This window comes from Paenibacillus agaridevorans (genome assembly GCF_003112455.1).
GTDB classification, from domain to species: Bacteria; Bacillota; Bacilli; order Paenibacillales; family Paenibacillaceae; genus Pristimantibacillus; species Pristimantibacillus agaridevorans.
Window position 1 is genome coordinate 1 of sequence record NZ_BDQX01000077.1, and the last position, 19,417, is coordinate 19,417.

At 51.3% G+C, this 19,417-nt stretch carries 18 protein-coding genes and 1 pseudogene; 3 read left to right on the forward strand and 16 right to left on the reverse strand.

The window, feature by feature from the left end:
• A partial coding sequence (locus PAT3040_RS08085; RefSeq protein ID WP_181376499.1) for a helix-turn-helix domain-containing protein occupies positions 1–142 on the reverse strand: 142 nt, incomplete at its 3' end.
• A gap of 378 nt (positions 143–520) precedes the next feature.
• Here PAT3040_RS08085 and PAT3040_RS38500 point away from each other — a divergent pair.
• Positions 521–847, forward strand: a complete 327-nt coding sequence (locus PAT3040_RS38500) for a pentapeptide repeat-containing protein (RefSeq protein ID WP_258234897.1) — start codon at positions 521–523, stop codon at positions 845–847.
• A gap of 13 nt (positions 848–860) precedes the next feature.
• On the opposite strand, the gene PAT3040_RS08095 is transcribed toward PAT3040_RS38500, so the two are convergent.
• From PAT3040_RS08095 to PAT3040_RS08125, 7 genes and pseudogenes are all read right to left on the reverse strand, one after another.
• Positions 861–1,502, reverse strand: a complete 642-nt coding sequence (locus PAT3040_RS08095; RefSeq protein ID WP_108992207.1) for a hypothetical protein — start codon at positions 1,500–1,502, stop codon at positions 861–863.
• Between the two features lie 27 nt (positions 1,503–1,529).
• Entirely contained in the window at positions 1,530–2,246 is a 717-nt protein-coding gene (locus tag PAT3040_RS08100; protein ID WP_108992208.1) for a response regulator transcription factor, read from the reverse strand.
• A gap of 1 nt (position 2,247) precedes the next feature.
• Positions 2,248–3,729, reverse strand: a complete 1,482-nt coding sequence (locus tag PAT3040_RS08105) for a sensor histidine kinase (protein WP_108992209.1) — start codon at positions 3,727–3,729, stop codon at positions 2,248–2,250.
• A 3-nt stretch (positions 3,730–3,732) separates the two neighbouring features.
• Positions 3,733–4,455 carry an ABC transporter permease gene (locus tag PAT3040_RS08110; protein ID WP_108992210.1) on the reverse strand — a complete coding sequence of 241 codons (723 nt, stop codon included), beginning with the start codon at positions 4,453–4,455 and terminating at the stop codon, positions 3,733–3,735.
• Positions 4,452–5,174, reverse strand: a complete 723-nt coding sequence (locus PAT3040_RS08115; protein WP_108992211.1) for an ABC transporter ATP-binding protein — start codon at positions 5,172–5,174, stop codon at positions 4,452–4,454. The genes PAT3040_RS08110 and PAT3040_RS08115 overlap by 4 nt, the downstream gene beginning before the upstream one ends.
• A 30-nt stretch (positions 5,175–5,204) precedes the next feature.
• Positions 5,205–6,173, reverse strand: coding sequence for a hypothetical protein (locus PAT3040_RS08120; protein WP_108992212.1), 969 nt, complete (start codon positions 6,171–6,173; stop codon positions 5,205–5,207).
• Positions 6,174–6,304: 131 nt separating this feature from the next.
• Positions 6,305–7,220, reverse strand: a pseudogene (locus PAT3040_RS08125) (NADP-dependent oxidoreductase).
• Between the two features lie 233 nt (positions 7,221–7,453).
• Here PAT3040_RS08125 and PAT3040_RS08135 point away from each other — a divergent pair.
• Both PAT3040_RS08135 and PAT3040_RS08140 read left to right on the forward strand, forming a co-directional pair.
• A complete protein-coding gene (locus PAT3040_RS08135; RefSeq protein ID WP_108992213.1) occupies positions 7,454–8,335 on the forward strand; it encodes a LysR family transcriptional regulator in 882 nt (293 codons plus the stop codon).
• A 399-nt stretch (positions 8,336–8,734) separates the two neighbouring features.
• Positions 8,735–9,952, forward strand: a complete 1,218-nt coding sequence (locus tag PAT3040_RS08140) for a multidrug effflux MFS transporter (protein ID WP_108992214.1) — start codon at positions 8,735–8,737, stop codon at positions 9,950–9,952.
• Positions 9,953–10,360: 408 nt separating this feature from the next.
• Here PAT3040_RS08140 and PAT3040_RS08145 read toward each other — a convergent pair whose 3' ends face one another.
• From PAT3040_RS08145 to PAT3040_RS08180, 8 genes are all read right to left on the reverse strand, one after another.
• Positions 10,361–11,443, reverse strand: coding sequence for an alkene reductase (locus PAT3040_RS08145; RefSeq protein ID WP_108992215.1), 1,083 nt, complete (start codon positions 11,441–11,443; stop codon positions 10,361–10,363).
• A 24-nt stretch (positions 11,444–11,467) separates the two neighbouring features.
• Positions 11,468–12,166: an SDR family oxidoreductase gene (locus PAT3040_RS08150; RefSeq protein ID WP_108992216.1), complete on the reverse strand. Its 699-nt coding sequence runs from the start codon at positions 12,164–12,166 to the stop codon at positions 11,468–11,470.
• 40 nt (positions 12,167–12,206) lie between these two features.
• Positions 12,207–13,199 carry an NADP-dependent oxidoreductase gene (locus PAT3040_RS08155; RefSeq protein WP_108992243.1) on the reverse strand — a complete coding sequence of 331 codons (993 nt, stop codon included), beginning with the start codon at positions 13,197–13,199 and terminating at the stop codon, positions 12,207–12,209.
• A 90-nt stretch (positions 13,200–13,289) separates the two neighbouring features.
• Positions 13,290–13,868, reverse strand: coding sequence for a TetR/AcrR family transcriptional regulator (locus PAT3040_RS08160; RefSeq protein ID WP_108992217.1), 579 nt, complete (start codon positions 13,866–13,868; stop codon positions 13,290–13,292).
• 296 nt (positions 13,869–14,164) lie between these two features.
• Positions 14,165–15,148: an NAD(P)-dependent alcohol dehydrogenase gene (locus PAT3040_RS08165; protein ID WP_108992218.1), complete on the reverse strand. Its 984-nt coding sequence runs from the start codon at positions 15,146–15,148 to the stop codon at positions 14,165–14,167.
• Positions 15,149–15,356: 208 nt separating this feature from the next.
• Entirely contained in the window at positions 15,357–15,959 is a 603-nt protein-coding gene (locus PAT3040_RS08170; protein WP_219930255.1) for a hypothetical protein, read from the reverse strand.
• Positions 15,922–16,269 (reverse strand): DUF8691 family protein, encoded by a 348-nt coding sequence (locus PAT3040_RS08175; protein WP_219930256.1) that lies wholly within the window; start codon positions 16,267–16,269, stop codon positions 15,922–15,924. Before PAT3040_RS08175 ends, PAT3040_RS08170 begins: the two co-directional genes overlap by 38 nt.
• A 215-nt stretch (positions 16,270–16,484) precedes the next feature.
• Positions 16,485–19,214: a winged helix-turn-helix domain-containing protein gene (locus PAT3040_RS08180; RefSeq protein WP_108992219.1), complete on the reverse strand. Its 2,730-nt coding sequence runs from the start codon at positions 19,212–19,214 to the stop codon at positions 16,485–16,487.
• Positions 19,215–19,417 lie beyond the last annotated feature (203 nt).

Here is a 19,417-nt window from a genome sequence, read left to right on the forward strand (position 1 = left end):
TACCTGTAGTATGATAGGTTTGATTCCATTTCTCTAGGAAATGGTTAAACACGAAGCGGCTGCAGCCCAATGTTTTGCGCATGAGCACGCTCTGCTCTTGAGTCGGATAGATACGAAATTTGAATGCCTTATGATGAAGCATCGCCTGTTTCACCACCTATCTACAAGAAATACAATTGTTAACACCACCTAATTATAGCACATACGTTCGCTTATATTCACCTACAAAATTCCCGATTCATCCCCTTCCTTCGCTCTCACTTCGTGAGTAAGGTGGCATAGAGGCAGGGGTATTCTCGGTGATTGTGATAAAAAAGACCGCTCCTTCCCATCGTCCCCGTATGGAAAAACGGATGCTGGACTAGAGGATTATCGGGGAGTTGCCCTGACCGAGACCATACAATACCTGACAGTACAGGGCGCCGATCTGTCTTATGCGCGTTTCGATTATTCTGCAAGCTTGAACACCTCAACATTTATAAATTGTTGCTTTGACGGGGTCAAGCTGGATAGCAGATATGTGAATCATACATTCAGCCACTGTTCTTTCCGAGGAGCAAAGCTAAATCATGCAAGGATCGGCAAACAATTTAACGATTGCGATTTTACAGGCTGCAATTTAAGTAAAGCGATAGCGAACGATGTATCGTTCATACGCTGCCGTTTTTCCGACGCCAATTTTCGCGGGGCATTATTGTTGTATTGCCGGTTTGAGGAATGTAGTTTTGATGGAGCTTTTTTTCATAACGGTTCGTTAGCAGGAAGCCGCTTTACGGGAGAGACTGGCTTGCTCCCTGTTTGGGGAAATACGATACTGGACAATGTCAAAATCAAAGAATGTGATTAATTAAAGAAGAAATTCAAGAAAATTGCCAAAAACCTGCTACTGGATTTTGTATCTCATCCGTCCCGATCTTGGCGAAAATATAGAGAGAGCCAAAACCAAAAGGATAACTGTAATCATCTTGAAGCAAAGTTTCGGGGTAACCATCTTCATCTACCTGAAATAAAAAAGAAAATGATTCATCCTTCAGCTTCGTATAATAATAATCTTCATTTTGTATAAGTCTCGGGTTTCCGCCTAGTTTGATCAAAAAAGACTGATCCATTGCCTTCTCGTCATTGCTTAGTGCCCCGTCCGAAATTGCATGTTTTATAAGACCTGGGTTAGTAAACATATCTTTGACGCTTTCAGTTGAAATCGGATGTTCAATCACCTTTATCGAGCAATTAGGATAAATATTGTTTTCCAAATATTCCTCATAGTCCTCAGGAATGAAGATCGAAATCATGCTCTCAGGTTTAAAGGGATGGACGAGGCTCAAATAAAAGTAATATTTTAGGTTACCTTCGTGGATGAGGTCATCTCGATCATCAAAGAAGTCAGGTGCATTCCCGCCGATCCAGCCTTTACCCTGTTCGTTCGAAAGGCTTGATTCTGCATAATAAAGAAGACTGTCCGTTCTCTCAACTAAAATATTCATGTGATTTTCCATAGGCATATTACGAATCCCCGTTCATGCGTAAATTTACACCTTGAAGCGATATCCAGCGCCCCATACGGTCTCGATAAACTGGTGCTGCGACGGGTCCTTCTGGATCTTGTCCCGGATCTTCCCTACATGGACCGTGACCGTGGCGGTATCGCCATAATTTTCGATCCCCCAGACCCTGTCCAGCAGCGCCTCCTTGGAGTAGACCCGATCCGGGTTTTCCGCGAGGAACAGCAGCAGGTCGAATTCTTTTGCCGTCATCGCAACCTCAGCCCCGCGCAGCGTTACCCGTCTTGCATCGACCTGGATCGCGAGTTCGCGAATGTTAAGCTCGCGCGACTTCCGGGCATGCGAATGGCCGGTGCCTGCCGCGACACCGGTCAATCGGTCATATCGTTCGAGATGAGCCTTTACCCGCGCCACGAGCTCCGTCGGGCTGAACGGTTTTGTCACATAATCGTCAGCCCCTAAGCCGAGGCCCCGGATCTTGTCGATATCCTCCTTGCGGGCGGAAACCATGAGCACCGGAATAAACTTGGTCTCCCGGATCCGTCGCAAGAGATCAAAGCCGTCCATGCCCGGCAGCATGACATCCAGAATGATTAGATCGTATTCTCGTTCCAGCGCTTCTTCAAGCGCTTGCCGGCCGTCTGCCCGAAGCGTAACCTCGTAGCCATTTACCTCGAGAAAATCCCGCTCCAGCTCGGCAATCGCTTGATCGTCCTCAACAATTAACACTTTCCGCTTCGACATCTCACGCTCTCCCCGCTTCGTTGCTATCCCGTTTCATCGGAATGCTGATCATCACCGTCATGGATTGTCCCGGTTCGCTTTTCGCATGGATCGTTCCGCCATGATTAACAATAATCTGCTTCACGATGGCAAGGCCTAATCCGGAGCCGGCCACGTTCTGATTCCGGTACGTATCCGCGCGATAGGAACGATCAAAGATCCGCTCCAGCTCGTTCGAGCCCATCCCGGGTCCGTTATCCGTAACCGCGAATACCCAATCGTCCGACTGCCGCCCGAAATAAACGTGAATATGGGGCTCTTTCTTGTCCATGAATTTCACCGAATTGCCGACGATGTTCTGCATGACGCGCCTCATCTTCTGTACATCCATCGTCACAACATCATCTTGCCCCGCCTCATATTCGCCCGTCAACCGCACGCCCGCGCTTTCGCATTCCATTTGAAGCTCGCTCATCGTCTGCCGATAGAACGGCTCCAGCGGCACCGTCTCCAGGTGGAAACGCTCTTGCTCGAGATCCAGCTTCGACAATAGGAACAGATCGTCGATCATCCGGTCCATATCGAGCGTCTTGGCATAAATCACGTCGATATACTTCTTCAGCTTCTCCGGATCGTTCGCAACACCTACCCGAATCCCCTCTACATAGCCTTTGATCGAGGTCAGCGGCGTCTTCAGATCATGCGAAATATTCGAGATCAGCTCCTTGCGATTCTCCTCTAGCGCCAGCTGAACGTCGATCGACCGCTGCAGCTCGCTGCGCATCTTTTCATACGAGCGGATGACGCTTCCCACTTCGTTGCGCGCCTTGGATTCCAAATGGAAGTTCAAGTCCCCTTCGGCAATGCGCCGGGAGCCCTGTTCGAGCTGTCGCAGCGGCCTTACGATATCCTTCGTCGTGATCCAGAGCAGCGGGACCAAAATAATACCGACTAGAATCGCGATGCCGAGCAGCACGAATTGCTCGAATCGGCTCGTATTGGACTCTGCAATCGTCATGTCGGCCATCAGGTAATACGTTAAAGGATCGTCGATTTCAGGGAAATCATAGGCAATCGAAAGCAAGTCGCGTTCCTCCCACTCGCTCGCGACAAACAAGCCATCTTTGTCTGGTCCAGCCGTGGACACATCCTGCCGCAGCTGCCCCAGAAATGCCTCTCCTTCGCTGAGCGCGCCGTAGCTTTCCCAGCGCTCCCCTTGCCGGACGACAAGGAACCCTCCGAAGGGCTGCAGCCGATCGCCAATGGAGGCTGCGAACGCGGGGGACGTCAGTTCCTCCGGCGTATACCGCTCCGCATAGCGCAGGTCCACGAACAGATCGATGCCGCGAGAGAACGCTTCATGCGGGGATTGATCCTTCACGATACCGCTCGCGAGATACGAGAGGATCGCCGTGACGAGTCCGACTCCGGTCATCGCAATGATAATCGCCGTCAGTATCGTGCCAAATAAATACGTTAAAATGAGTTTCAATCGAATGGACATACGTCAGAACCCTTTTCTCTGGAAGGCCAGCAAGCCTAATATAGTGCCAATAATATAGTAGGCTGTCATAAATAGCAACGTTGAAATGGTCATGCCGGCATTCCCCCCATACAGGAGCGGCTGCAGCCAATCGGCATAGTCCGTGACGAAAAACCGATTCAGCTGCGGCTCGAGAAATCCGACGACGCTCATTGCCATCCACAGCACGACGCTTACCGCCAGCCCAACACCGCTGCTTCCCACCCATAGAGACACGCTATTCGCCAATACGAGCAACAAGCCGCTGAACAGGATCGCGCCGCCAAGCTCCGCTAAACCCGCCCCAAGCGAGGAAGCCGCAGGCACGCCGTGAAGAATGAAGCCTCCAACGAATGTCGGCACGAACATACACAATACGATGAAAGCAGCGGCCGCCCACCCCGCGAACAATTTCCCCAGGAAGAGAAACTCCCGGCTGATCGGCAGCTTCAGCGCATGCTTGATCGTTCCCTTGCTTTCGCCGACCATTAGGTCGCTGCCTAACGCCACCATAAGAAAAGGGAGCACGACCGCAAGCAGCAGCTCGATTGCCGTCAGCGGGAGGTTATCCTCCAGTCCAAGGCTGTCACCGATAAAGACGAAGAGAACGCCAATGATGAAGGAGAGAAGCAGCAGAACCTTCAGCTTGCCCCCGCGGAACAGCTTGAGCAGCTCCTCTGCGGCAAGGTAATTCATCTGCGCGATCATACGCCCCCGCTCCTTTCCTGTGCGAGATGATGCAAATAATAGTCCTCCACGCCCGCAAACGACTCCCGAACCTGCACGATACCCGCCGTATGGATATGCCGCCCTTCGTAAACAATGCAAGCATGCGTAATCCAGTCCTCGATGTCGTGCACCTGATGCGACGACACAATGACGCTCATCCCCGTGTCAGCCACGAGGCCGCGCAGCATCAACGCAATCTCTCGCCTACCCTCAATGTCCATGCCCGAGAACGGCTCATCGAGCAGCAGCAGCTTGGGCCGATGAAGCAGCACGCTGGCCAGCTCGAGCCGCTGCTTCATGCCGGTGGAATACTTCTTGATCTTAAGGTCCCGGTGCTTCGTCATGCCCACGAGCTCCAGCGTCTGCCGGATGCGGGCTTCGTCGACACCCGGGTATAGCTTATGGTAACATCTCAGATAGTCATATCCCGTCAGATAGAGGTACGGAGACGGCTCTCCGATCATCAGGCCCATGTATGGCCTCGTCAGCTCGGGCCGTTCGGCGACCGAGGCGCCGTTCCAGCACGCTTCCCCGCGGTCTGTCCCGAGCCAGCCGGCCATCGCCTGCATCGCCGTCGTCTTCCCGGCGCCATTGGGTCCCAATAAGGCGACAACCTCACCGGCATGCACGGTGAGGTTCAGCCCTTGGATCCCGCGACCGCCGGGGTAGACCTTCGTCAGATCGTTCACTTTGAACATATTCGCATGGTCCTCCCGAGGTCAATTGTGTTAGCTGCGATCGTCGAAAGTTGCCGCGTCGATCATTTCCACGGGCTTGCCGGCAGGGTCATACGCATCCGGCGTCGTGGCATTGATGCCGCTCACGTCACCTGCGCCTTCCATCTCCACGCGGTGGGTGACGCCCGCCTTATCTTTGCCGCTCACTTCAAGCTCGCCTTGCACGCTTTGCACCTCGTTATTCGCATCGACCGTCATTTGCAGCCGCACATGTTCAATGGCAACGTCTTTCGTCAACTCCGGCAATTGCGCTTCCAGGTCGATTCCCTCAAGTCCTTGGAAGAAGGGAAGCTGTCTGAGCTGCTCCCACCCCGCATGCGCTTCCGGCGCATGTGCGCGCCCGACCCGTTCCTCAGCCGATGCCGCGTCCATTAGTAAACGTATCGGGAGCGGAATGTCCTCCTTGCTGATGTCGACCGTAATCGTTTTCGAGCCGTCCGCCAGGTCCGCCACGCTGAAGTTGTCCTTCAGGTCGCCGACCATGAAATCGAGGAGCGCTTCTTCCGCTTTGTTCATCGGACGATCCTGGAACTCCTCATCCGACCATTCTCGATATTCGCCGGCGTGTTCATCGTTAAAGTTGATCACTTGATAATGCAAATCATGCGTCCGGTCTACGAGAAAGACCTTGTCGTCTCCACTGCTGAACAAGCTGGCGTTTCGTTCGACACCCATGATCGTGAAGTCGAAGTCGCCGCTGACGTTGTGCTCGCCGCCTGCTTCACCCATCTTCGCCAAACCGTCCGCCTTCAGCACCGTCTGGCCGTCAACCGTAACGCTAAAGTTTCCGTTGAATGTCGCGCTTTCGATGGCAGTTCCCGACGTATGGTTCGCTTTCAGCACCGCTTTAAATGCATCGTAACCTTCCGTGTTCGGACTATACGCGAAAGCCGTCGCCGTAAATAGTGTAATGGCGCCCAATGCCGCGCCTATCATGATGAATTTGCTTTTCTTTTTCATTCTCGCTCGCTCCTTTAAGGTTGTATGGCCTCTCTCGCCTACAACTTCATTCTAAAGGAGGAGTCTAAAGTCCCTCGAAAGCAATTCGAAAAATTTTCTAAAATCGGGGAATTGGGTAATTCCGCCTCGCCTTATCCGATAGTGAGGACAATCTTGCCGCGGCCGTGCCTTGTTTCGATCAGTTGGTGTGCATCCGCGACCTGTTCAAGCGGGAACGTCTGCCGGATATGGATGCGCAGCTTGCCCTTACTGTGCAGATCGACGAGCTCGGCCAGACGGGCGGCGGAGCGCTCGCCGCGGATGACACGGAGACCAAGCTCCTCGATAAGGTCGTAAGCGACAAACGTACAAATACGGTTCCTGTCCTTCACTAATTCGACCGAGGCACGCACCGCTTCCGCCCCGGCCGTATCGAAAGCGGCATCGACGCCGTTCGGCGCCAGCTCCTGCACTCGCTCGACAAGTCCCTCTCCGTACGTAATCGGGATAGCCCCGAGCGAGCGCACGTAATCATGGTTGCTTTCGCTGGCAGTGCCGATGATCGTTTTGGCCCCCCACTCCTTCGCCAACTGTACCGCAAAAGCTCCAAGCGATCCGGCTGCGCCATGGATCAAAACCGTATCGCCCGGTCCAACGCCGATGGCTTTCATGGCGATATACGCACCCTGGCCATTGCCTGTCAGCCCGCCTGCCTCTTCCCAGGTCATACTGCCGGGCTTACTTACGATTTGGTTTAGCGCCCACGACCACGTATTCGGCGTAACAATTCAATAGCCCGAAGCCGAGCACCTCGCTGCCTATGTCAAGGCCGGTAACCCCTTCTCCCACTTGATCGACGATGCCCGCGAACTCGTTGCCCGGAATTTGCGGAAGCTGAACGTCAACGCCCTGTGGAGTCCACCCGCTCCGCACGCCGCAATCGTAATGCTGTACCCCGGCCGTTTTTACCCGGACCCTGACTTGCCCTGGACCGGCCTGCGGATCGGGAAACGACATGACCTCCATAACCTCGGGTCCACCGACCAAACGAAATGCTGCTGCTTTCATCGTACAATCCTCCTCCTGTTTATCCCTTTTTGTCACGTCATGACCGTAACGTTTTTAATGCCCCGCTCCATGCGATAAGTTGATCTAACATGGTGTTTATTTTATCAACGTGCAGTGAAAATCGTAATTGATCTCGCTACAGGTTTTATTTTACAATTACGTATAGATAAACAGAAATATATCTTTTAACATAAAGGTTATATACTCGGGTATATGGGAAAGGAGAGACGCATATGGAATTGTTGCAGTTGCAGTATTTTCGAACGGTTGCCCGGATGGAGCACATGACTAAGGCGGCACAGGAGTTGTTAATTGCGCAGCCTGCGTTGAGCAAGACGATTTCGAGGCTGGAGCAAGATGTAGGGGTTCCGTTGTTCGATCGGCACGGAGGCCGAATTCGCCTGAATACGTTCGGCAAGGCGTTTCTGGACAAAGTCGAGAAGGCACTCACCCTACTGGAAGAAGGACGGAAAGAAGTATCCGAGCTGGCGGGACTCGAGCAAGGGAGCATTCACCTCGCGACATCGACGCTGGACCGGTTATCGGATGCGCTAGGCGAATTTCTCGCGCTTCATCCGGATGTCAACTTTAAGATTACACAGGCTTCAATGGAAGAGATGACACAGTTAGTGGAGGCAGGCGGGGTCGACCTGTGCTTTACGGCGCTGCCAATCGATCGGCCCGACATTAGCACGGTATCCGTCTTGAAGGAAGAGGTTTATTTGGCTGTTCCCCAAAGACACCGGTTTGCCGGAAGAAAGAGCATCCGGTTAAGTGAACTGGCGGAGGACCCGTTTATCGGATACAAGGAGGAATTTCCTTTTCAGAAAATGAACGATTTGTTTTTTCAAGAAGCCGGGATATCGCCTAACTTCGTCTGCCGGGTCGACGAGCCTGCCGGCATTGCAAGTCTTGTCCAGACCGGGCTTGGCGTTGCACTTGTAGGAAATTGCGGCGGTCCAAACTCCACGCTAAGCTTGCTGCATATTGAGTTCCCCGTTTGCCAGCGTAATTTCCAAATCGTATGGCATGAGAAGCGGTACCTATCCCTCGCTGCGCGCAGGTTTCGCGATTTTTTCATCGAGTACTATGCCAAATCAGCAAAACGGGCATAGATTATTTAAATATCTTAAATTTTAAAAGATAGGCGGTTAACCACTCACAGCCGGTGTAGGATGGCAGCCTGTTTTAAAATTTCATCACATATGCATTGGGGTATTCGCAAATATCGAATATTGCTCGTCTTCTAGGGCGAATTTGTTGTTATTCATGTGGAGGACTAGCGATTATTTAAAGCTAGTGAACTAAGTTTACAAAACAAGCCTGCTGAAACCTGCTTGTGGCAATAAAGCAACCCTGTTATACTGCTAAAAAGATTATCCCCCCTATAAACGAAAAGGTTGTTGATTCGAATGTTATTATTTTCCAGGTTATGCAAGTGCAAGCCCCCAATCCCGTAATCTCAACAAATAAATGATTTGATTGAGATTTTGCAAGTATAGGGGGAAGCAAAAGTGTTACGAAAAATCTCAGCACCATCATTATTGTTGTTAATCGTATTGGTAGGATTTCCGCAAATAAGTGAAACGATCTATACGCCGTCACTGCCTGATATTGCGGAGCAGTTGCAAGTCAGCGGCAATCGTATTCAATTAACATTAAGTATCTATTTTCTCGGCTTTGCCGTAGGCGTATTTTTCTGGGGCAGATTATCCGATCTAATTGGCCGCAGACCTTCTCTTTTGTGGGGGATTGCTGTCTATGGAATCGGAAGCCTTGGCTGTTATTTCTCGCCGTCTTCAGAATGGTTGCTTGTTAGCCGTTTTATTCAAGCGTTTGGGGCAAGTACAGGCTCTGTTGTGACACAGACCATTTTGCGGGAGAGCATTCCGGATGACAAGCGACATGGCATGTTTGCCCAAATTTCTGCCGCACTCGCCTTCACTCCGGCTATTGGACCATTGCTGGGCGGATGGATAGATCAATGGCTCGGATTCCGTGCTGTCTTTATGACCTTAATTGTGATTAGTGTTGCCATATTCGCCTATACGTGGACCTCTTTGCAGGAAACGCGAGATGCAGCTTCGATTACAAAGACTAGCTCCTTTGCGGTAGCTCGTAAAATGCTTACAGATGGCCGCATCTGGGCATTCGGCTTTTTGATTGGCGCAATGAACGGGATTCTTTTTAGCTATTATGCCGAGGCCCCTTTTATTTTTATTGACTTCTTCGGACTGGAGCCTGGCTGGTTTGGGTTGCTTGGCATTTGTGTGGCCTTGTCGTCTATTATGGGCGCCATGCTGTCCAAGAAGCTTCTAAGTCGGCTAACCGCTGAAAAAATTATTGTTTGGGGCTGCCTTACAGCTTCAGCCGGGGCTTTGATATTAGTGGCCCTCGTTTTGATCGGACTTCAGTCCAGTACAATCTCGATGGCCTTCTTCGTTGCCTGCCTCTTTATTTTGCTGCTCGGCGTCGGTATGGCGATTCCGAATTGCCTAAGCCTGGCTCTTGTTCAGTATAAGGATGTGGTCGGCACTGCAGGAGCGGTATTCGGGCTGGGCTACTATTTACTTGTCAGCCTGATTACGAGCGGTATGAGCTATTTGCATAACGATTCTTTGCTTACGATGCCGCTTTATTTTCTCTGTCTGGCCATTGTAATGATCTTGGTCAGCAAAGCTCTGCTTAGCAGAAGCACGGTAGGAGAGAGCCTTCAAACGAAGCGATCATAAGATTTTGGAGCTGGCCTAACTAGGTCAGCTCCTTTTTGCTAGAGAGGGCTCCGAGTGTGTCGAGTATTTGCGCTTCCTCCTGCAAATATAGCATTACTTCGTCAATCTTCAGTTCGATTTTCAGCTTCACCACTATTTGTGATACGGTTCTCTTATTAGCTTGCTTATGTAGTAACTATCTAATACAATTTCATGTCTAACTCTGTTTACCATCACTTGTGGTAAGGCTCACCGTATCACTCTAACGGCGAATTTTAGGGCACCCAACAGTAGCAGATGTCCCTCTTGAAGAAGCAAAACGATAAAATGAAATAAGGTGACAGCGGTTGATTACCGTCGTCACCTTGCTACCGAGGACTTTTTCAATGTCTACAACATTAGAGATTGCCTTGCCTTGCTTAGCTACTCTCATCCGTTCTGAGATTTTAATTCTTTCATCGTTGGATAATCCGTATAACCCTCGCTTCCGTTACCAAAGTACAAAGTTACGCGGTCTGCCTCATTCAAAGGAAAACCTACTTTAAGACGTTCGACGAAGTCCGGATTAGCTAATGACCATACCCCGACCGGTACCACATCCGCAAGGCCATTATCCAGATCGACGCTAAGGTCTTCAAGTGCTCGCCCGGCCCGATTGACTAATAGCGGATTGGGCCATAGGGAACGGATCTCCCGAAGTAGCGCCTCGTTGCCGAGATGCATGACATGAAGGTAAGCCAGATCCAATTGGGCTAATTGTTTGACCAGATAACGATACACTTCAGAACCTTGCTCTCCTTCATCAATGCCTCCAAGCGTTGTTCCCGGGGAGATCCGGAAACCTGTTCGGTCTGCCCCGATCTCTTCAACGATAGCCTTGGTTACTTCTATCGCGAAACGAGCGCGATTCTCGACGGAGCCGCCGTATGAATCCGTTCGCCTATTCGAATTCTCGCTGAGAAATTGATTGATGAGATAACCGTTGGCTCCGTGAATTTCGACGCCGTCCGCACCGGCTTCAACCGCTGCCGCAGCTGCCCGGCGGAAGTCTTCAATTGTCGCTTGAATGTCAGCTTCGCTTAACTCGCGCGGAACGGGGACATCCTGCATCCCTTTAGCCGTAAACATCTGCGCAGCGGGGGCGATAGCCGATGGCGCAACAGGCTGGCGATGATGCGGCGTATTGTCGGGATGCGACATACGACCGACATGCATTAGCTGGATAAACATAAACCCGCCTGCTTCATGCACCGCATCCGTTACCTTTCTCCACCCTTCAATATGCTTATCCGTATAGATGCCAGGTGATCCTAAATAACCTTGACCATCATCGGAAGGCTGCGTGCCTTCCGTAATAAGAAGTCCCATAGATGCTCTTTGGGCATAATAAAGGGAAGTTAGTTCTCCCGGAGTCCCATCCTCTTGCGCTCTGCTGCGTGTCATGGGCGCCATCGCCAAGCGATTAGACAATTCCATTCTTCCGAGTCTTGTTTTACTCCATAATTTATTCATTTAATAAGCTCCTCTCGTGTTGTGTTATGCCAAATTCGGATAAATCGCAGCTACACCGCCGGCCAACCCGCTTTGGATCATGCGGCTCGAATCATCGGCAAGAATCTCAAAGCTTCCGGATTCGATTCCATCAATAGCGATTTTTGCGATCTCCGCAGGGTTGGACTTAGGAGCATTAACGCTTGAGGTCATATCTGTCTCCATGTATCCAACATGCAGGCCGGCCACTCGAATATTCCGAGGATACAGACTAATACGCAGATCGTTCGTCAGTGCCCACTCTGCCGCCTTCGCAGCCGAATATGCTCCTATGCTTCCCGTACTTAACCAAGATAAGGCGGAGAGAATATTCAGAATGGACCCTCCCCCGTTATTCGCAAGGATAGGTGCGAAAGACCGAATCATGGATAGGGTGCCGAAAAAGTGCGTATTGAATTCCAGATGGATGTGATCGAGATCGCCGTCAAACAAGGAAGCGCCTGTTGATACTCCTGCATTGTTAATCAGAATCGTTACATCTTTCGCGGTAGCAGCAGCTTCAGCTACTTCTTGAGGGTTAGTGATATCCAGTTTGACTGGAATTGCGCCTGGGATGTCAATGGACTCCGGATTTCTAGCCGCGGCATAAACCTTAGCTCCTCTAGATACAAGTTCAAGAGCCAGATGACGGCCAAAACCTCGGTTCGCGCCGGTGATAAAGGCAACTTGTTCAGAAATTTTCATGATTACTCGCTCCTTAGCATGGTTTGTTTTAAAGTGGCGATTACTTGATTTTTACGATGATCTTCCCTTTTGCTCTGCCCGATTCGGAGTGCTCAATCGCTTTCTGGGTGTCTTCAAAAGGATAAATTCGATCAATAACGGGCTTTATTTCATCGGATTCGATCCATTCGGTAAGGATCTCCAATTGTTTGCCGCTTGGTTTCATAAACAGGAAGCTGTACTTGACCTTATATATTTTCTCTATTTTGGTAATCTTCCGTGCAACCAATCGAAATAGATTCATTTTGACGAAGCCGGCCCTCTCCTCTTCTCCGAAGCGCGCATTGGGCGGCCCTACGATGGATACGATTTGACCTTGCTTTTTGACAACTTTAAAGGCCTTCTCTAAAGTCTCTCCGCCTTTGGTATCGAAAACGGCATCATAACCTTGTAACAGCGTATCGAATTGTTCTGTTTTGTAATTGATGATTCGATCGGCTCCAAGCGACTCGACCAATTTGGCTCCAGCTTCGCTTGTCGTTGTTGCGACATAAAGTCCCATCGCTTTGGCAAGTTGGATAGCAAAAGTACCGACTCCGCCGGAACCAGCTTGAATCAATACCTTCTGTCCGGCCTTTAGTTTCAATTTTTCATGCAATACTTGATAGGAGGTAAGCCCGACCAACGGAATGGACGCCGCTTCCTCAAAGTTAAGGTTGCGAGGCTTGAGCGCGATATCGTCTTCATTCACGGAGATATATTCAGCGAAGGCTCCGCCCTTGCTTGGTCGTCCGTATACTTCATCGCCGACCTTGAACTTTCTAACCTTCCGTCCCGCTTGAATGACCATGCCTGCAAAATCATATCCTAATACATGAGGCATATCGATTTTCTGCAGGATGCGTACTTTACCGTCCCTCACCAGAAGATCGAGAGGGTTCACGCTGGCCGCATGGATTTCCACCAGCACATCGTGATCGCCTACTGCGGGCATTGGAATTTCAGTTGATCTGAACGGGAATTTCCCGTATTTGTCCATTACCATAACTCTCATCTTTTCTTGTTTAGACATTGACTGGTTCCTCCTTTTTAGTTTCGGTTCCCTTTTGAGAACGATCGTTCTAATTAAATTAAAAAAAAGCCATCACCTCTCTAAAAGTTTCATAGATGTATGTGCGATACGGTGAAGTTTTTCTTTGGCAACCGACATTCTTGCCATTGCCCTTAAACCAACCCATACATTATGCAGGTATTCCGCCAATTCTCCGGCATGGTAATCCGTGGTGAATTCGCCGTCCCGCTGCCCCCAGAGAATAATTTCCTTGAGTTGCTGCTCTGCTATTGTAAACGCCTGAATGAGCTTGGCATCAACATCGGCATCGCGTACTGCCAATTCTACTGCGGAATTCACCATTAAACAGCCGGAAGGCGAGTCTGCTTGTCCATCAATCATGAAGCCAAATATAAATTGAAGAGCTTCCGTTGCAGTCTTGGAACGTTTAATTCCAGATTCAAGCTCAGCATTGATTTTCTCGCTAAAACGATCCATCGCTTTTAGAAACAACATATGTTTGTCTCCAAATGTGTCATACAAGCTTCTTCGATGGATTCCCATGCGCTCGACCAGATCGGTCATGGACGTCTTCTCGTAACCCTGTTCCCAGAAGAGTCTCATCGCTTTATCCAATACCGCGTTCTCTTCAAACTCCTTACTTCTCGCCATTTTCATCTCCCTCCAGTCATCAATATAGCATATTGAGAACGATCAGTAAAGAATTGGGGGTTACCTTATCTTTCCGATGCATCACTAATCATACCCCTTGCACTCTCAGGATAATTCTGGTTACATATTTCCAAATTTGGTTTTCTCAGAAAATTCGCCGTCACTTATCATAAGGTTCACCTTCAACACCCTAACTGCGAAAAATTTCGCCGTCACTTATGGTGTGGTTCACCATAAGGCACCCGATAGTGGGGTGCCCTTCGTAGATCCTATTGATATCGTGGAAGCTTGGTGGCTTAGAAATCATCTATAATATTCTGCCGAACGTTTAAAACCACGTTGCCTTTTTTATGGCCCTGCTCCACGTAGCGGTGAGCTTCCGCCGCTTGCTCCAGCGAATAACGGCGGTCAACGACCGAACGCAACGTGCCGGCCTCGATCAGTTCCTTCAAGTAAATCAAGTCTTCGGCGCTTTCCTTCATTGTTTCGCCAATCACCTTCTTGCTGCTCGTCAAGTTGATCCATAAACCTTGAACGATTAGCAATGGGCTTACTTGGACCGCTTGCAAGTAGAACCCTCCAGGTGTCAGAAGCTTGATGCAAACCTTGAATGGACTCTTCCCAACCGTATCGAAAATAATATCGTAAGCCGGACCGCCATCCGAAAACCGTTCTTTCGTATAATCGATCATACAATCGGCACCGAGCGATCTTACTAACTCCACATTCGATGTGCTGCATACTCCGGTCACTTCCGCGCCGAAATGCTTGGCCAGCTGCACCGCATATGTCCCGACGCTGCCTGAAGCGCCATAGACGAGCACTCTGCTGCCGCGCCGGATGTTGCCCTTCCGGAGAAAATGCAAGGCCGTACAGGCGCCGACCGGAACCGCGGCAGCCTCCTCGAACGTCATGTTCACCGGCATCGGTGCGACACTTCCCGTCTCCGGCAGGCATTTGTATTCGGCGTACGCACCGAAACTGGCACCACAGGCGGCATACACGGCATCTCCTGGCTTGAATCGAGTAACGCTTCTGCCCGTCGATTCGACTACGCCGGCTAATTCGAATCCAAGAATCTTGATTCGTTTCGGTCTCCATAAACCGTTGAACAGCCGTGCCAGGAAAGGATCTGCCTTACGTAATCGCCAATCCCCCGCAGCGGCAGTTGCCGCATAAACCTTAATCAGGATCTCGTCGTCTTGCGTTACCGGCTTGGCGACCTCCCGCAGCTGCAAGACATCCGGTGGCCCATACCGCTCGTATACGATTGCTTTCATCCCTATCCCTCCATTTCTACGGTCCCAGTTCCGCGCGGGTGTAATGCATTTTTCCTTTTATCTTTTTGTTTCTTCGAGTTGTTACGAGCGCGACCTCTTTTATTCTCATATCAGGCTTTCTCACGCCGTTTGGACCAGACCGAGTACCCCAACCAAGCCAGACCCAACCCTACCGGCACCGCCAGTATCCGATCATACGGGTGGTGGATCAGCGAAGACAGCGGGAGGGGCAGAAGGGTCCCAATGGTAAGCAGACCGGCAGCCCAGCGCGACAGATGCCTGCTCGGAGCGTAGCGATGCCGAACAGCAGCCCGCCGAGCAAATACAAGCCCCCTGTTACCGAATAGATCGTTTCGAGGAAGCCGACATTGATATCGCCGACATTGCCGCTTGGAATTCCCAACATGCCCTCGACAAAGGTTGGCGATTCGGCAGCGAGCGGTGGCGAGACAAAGGCTTCGATGAATTGAAAAGCCATTGTGAGCGCATAGAAGATGCTCAACAGGAGATAACCGGCCAAACCGAGCCAACCGGCCTTCTCCACTTGCCTTGCGTAGATCCCCGTTACGCCGAGCATGCCCAGAAAGCACATGGCGACGCCCAAGTAGTGAACAATGGCCCATCGACCGGTGTTGACTGACGAAAGAATATCGGCAGGATGGATCATCTGAACGACAATAAACAGGATCCCTGCCAGCATAGCGGCTATACCTGCGAAACGGATAAGATTCGGGGCTGTAATAGCGGCTCGCCGATTGGTTTGCGTATGCTCGCTACCCTTTAGAACTGCGGTAGGTTGATTCGTTGTCATAGGTTTGTCTCCTTTTTTTCGAATGATTAGGATATTTGTTCTCGTTGCTATTCGGACCATTCGCCTGATTGGGATCAAGCTGGAGGACCGAGACCAAAGGCAAGCCGAGATCGCGAACTTTCCTGAGCACGCCGTGCAATGCGGGCTGATCGACCACTTGAACAGTGAGGATGGTTGTTCCGTCGCTTTCGTGGGTGAGGCTTAGCCCCTCGAACCTATAAATCCACCGGTCATCAAGGTGGCCCTTGAGTCGAATTTCATACAGATCGGGGTTGTGATGTTCCTCTGTTGAACCGTGTGTTTCACTCATTTTTGACCGCCGCCGCCTTCCTTGCTTCTTCACGTAGACCAATGAGGTGGAATTGTTCCTTGCATAATTAAAAATACACGTACATAGGGTGAGACCGCATCACCACATGTGGTGAGTGACGTGGTGATTTTTTCAACAAGGGACTTGCTGAAAATAAAAAAACGCCCGGCAATTGTGCCAGGGCGTGGGGGGATGAACTATTCAACTATTCAAGCTCACTTTAATAGATCGAGTTCCTCAGCGCGGCGGACGGCTGCCCGACGGTTATTTACCTCAAGCTTCTCGTAAATGTTCTTGGTATGGGTCCGTAAGGTGTTCAGAGACACCCTGAGTTCGCGGGCCATATCCGGGCCGCTCAAGTCAGTTCCGAGCAGTCGAAGCACGTCGCGCTCACGTTCGCTTAGCGGTTCTCTCAGAGGTTCGCGAATAACCGGTTTGGCAAGCATTCTGCCCTCTTCTTTCCCAAATGCCGTCAGAAGGCGTCGGACATAGTTCGGGGCTATCCCCTCTTGCTCAGCCGCTTCCAGCAGGACCTCCATTGGCCGGCCTTCGTCTGCAAAGATTCGGACGTAGTCTTCCTGCTCGGCAAGCGTTAAGGCTCGTTCCAGAAGCAAAAGCGCTGCAGGGATGTCGCCTTGCATATGGCGAGCAATTGCCTGCAACACCAGGATTTCGATCGCGCTTCCCGTCCTTCCTCCTTCTTCGGCTGCTTGAAGGAGACGCTCCAAGAGACCGATCGCCTCAAGTACGGTTCGATCCGCACGGTCACTTCTATATTGGGCCAGAATCACCCTTGCCAGGATGATGTGCTCGAATTCGCGCAGGTAGCAAAGATCGTCCTTGGCGGACAGGCCTTGCTCCCGTGCCCAATCGAGGGCTTCACCTAACCTCCCCTGCTTAACCCGCACCCGCGCCTTTAACGCCGCTATAGGACGTACATTTAGGAAGAAGTCGTCCACATACAGAGACTCCGCCTCGCAGAGAAGATCGTGCGCGTCGTTCAAATCCCCTTCGGCCTCCCGTATTCGTGCCATTGCGACTCGCCAACGATACCGGTATTGCGGGAACCCAGTGTGCTCACCCTGCTCCTTGCTTCTTAACAGGTTCCGTGTGGCGGCTTCCAGATCGTCATGCACGCGACAAAGTTCGCTCATTCCTACGTAAATGTCTGCCGTCCCCCGCAGAGCAGGCTCGCCATGTTCCACCGCAAGCTGCAATCCCCGCTCATAGATGTGCATCGCCTCGCGGAGTCGGCCTTGTGCGATCCGTATTTCGGCCAAAGCGATGGAGCCATTGATCGCGTCGGAGATAGCCCCAGCCTGCTGCACGCTTGCTATGCCACCGGCAAATATCCGGCGCGCCTCCTCGAGATCCCCGTTCCTCCATAATGCGAGTCCCAGAAGCGCAGTCGCCGCTCCGCGCGGAAGATGGTCATCCTCGGGCACGAGTTGGAGCGTTCGCCGCGCGTAGCTCATGGCGGCGGGCACATCACCGAGAACCAAGGCTAGTCCGGCCCGGTACACGGTGATCAAACCCGGGAGACGGCGAAATTCCTCTTCGTCCACAACGACCATTTTGACCGGGCTGCCCTGCTGTCGTTCACCCTGATCTTCCACTGTCTCAAGCCATTGTTCGGCGTCTCGCAGTCGGACCTCAACGGCATCTAATTTGCCTCCGGCCAGCAACGCCCCGGCATACCAGACGCTGAGCACAGGTCTGCAACGAATCAGTTCGTCGGGGAGCTTCTTCAGCCAATTCAACATCACGGCCTCTTGTCTGCTCCTGCGCAAGGCTGGTATCGCCAGCTCGATCAAGTCTGCCGCCCGCCCGAAATCATTGCCGGCCAGCGCGTGTCGGATCGCATCGTCCGGCAAGCCATGCCGTTCGAACCATATGCTTGCGCGCTGATGTAATGCAGCCACCTGATCGGGCTGATCCGACCTCAAATGGACAGAGAGAACCTCGGCGAAGAGGTGATGATAACGATACCATTGGCGCCTGTCATCCAGCGCAACGACAAAGAAGTTGCCTCGCTCCAAGGATTGGAGCCGCGCTATGCCATCCACCTGGCCGGTGATGGCATCACATAACGGTCCATGCAACCGGTCGAGAATGGAGGTCTGAAGCAAAAAACTCCGGGTCTGGTCGGACTGGCACTGAAGGACCTCTTCGACCAAATAGTCCATAATGTACCGATTGTCTCCGGCAAATTCCTGAATGAACGTAGGGATATCCTCGCGCCCCTGCATCGAGAGCGCCGCCAGCTGAAGCCCCGCGATCCAGCCTTCGGTACGGGTTTCTATCGCCATCATTTCGTCGGCCGTAAGATTCAGACCCATGACCTGATCGAGGAACGCGGCCGCTTCGCCGGGAATAAAACGCAGGTCGGTGTCGCGCAGCTCAGTCAAATGGCTCCGGGCGCGTAATCGGCCCAGGGGAAGCTGCGGATTTTCGCGTGTGGCGATGACAAGGTGCATTTGTGGAGGGAGATGCGCGATTAGGAAGTTGAGAGCATCGTCGATCCATTCAGCATCAATAACATGGTAGTCGTCCAGGACGAGGACGAATTTGTATGGGAGAGCTGAGATTTCATTCAACAAGATCATTAGAATCGATTCGATTGACAGTGGATTCGGGGATTTGAGTGCAGTAACCGTGCCACTTCCAATATTGTCCTCAATCGTCTGCAGAGCAGCGACAAGGTGAGACAGGAAGCGCACAGATTCGATATCCCCTTCGTCCAGCGACAACCATGCGACAGGTCGATCACAACCAGCGACCCATTCGCTGACCAGCGAAGTTTTGCCAAAGCCGGCTGAGGCAGAGATGAGGGTCAGCTTGCGGTCCAGACCCTCGTTTAGCCGATCGATCAGGCGCTGCCTTTGGACAACGGTTGTCCGTGGCACGGGGATAAACAGTTTTGTGGCTAAAATGGTCATGTTCATCGATTTATACTCACATTCAAATGAGTTCCGCCCGTATTTTTTAAAATAAGGATCACCCGCTCCATCCTACTACTTCATATGATTCATTTTATCGTCAATTTTAGCTTTTCACCACTTCATATTTACTTTAACAAAACGCCTTGTACCATAGCACCTTCCTGCACTTATTCTGCAGGCCTTTCGCCCTACTTGTGATACGGTTC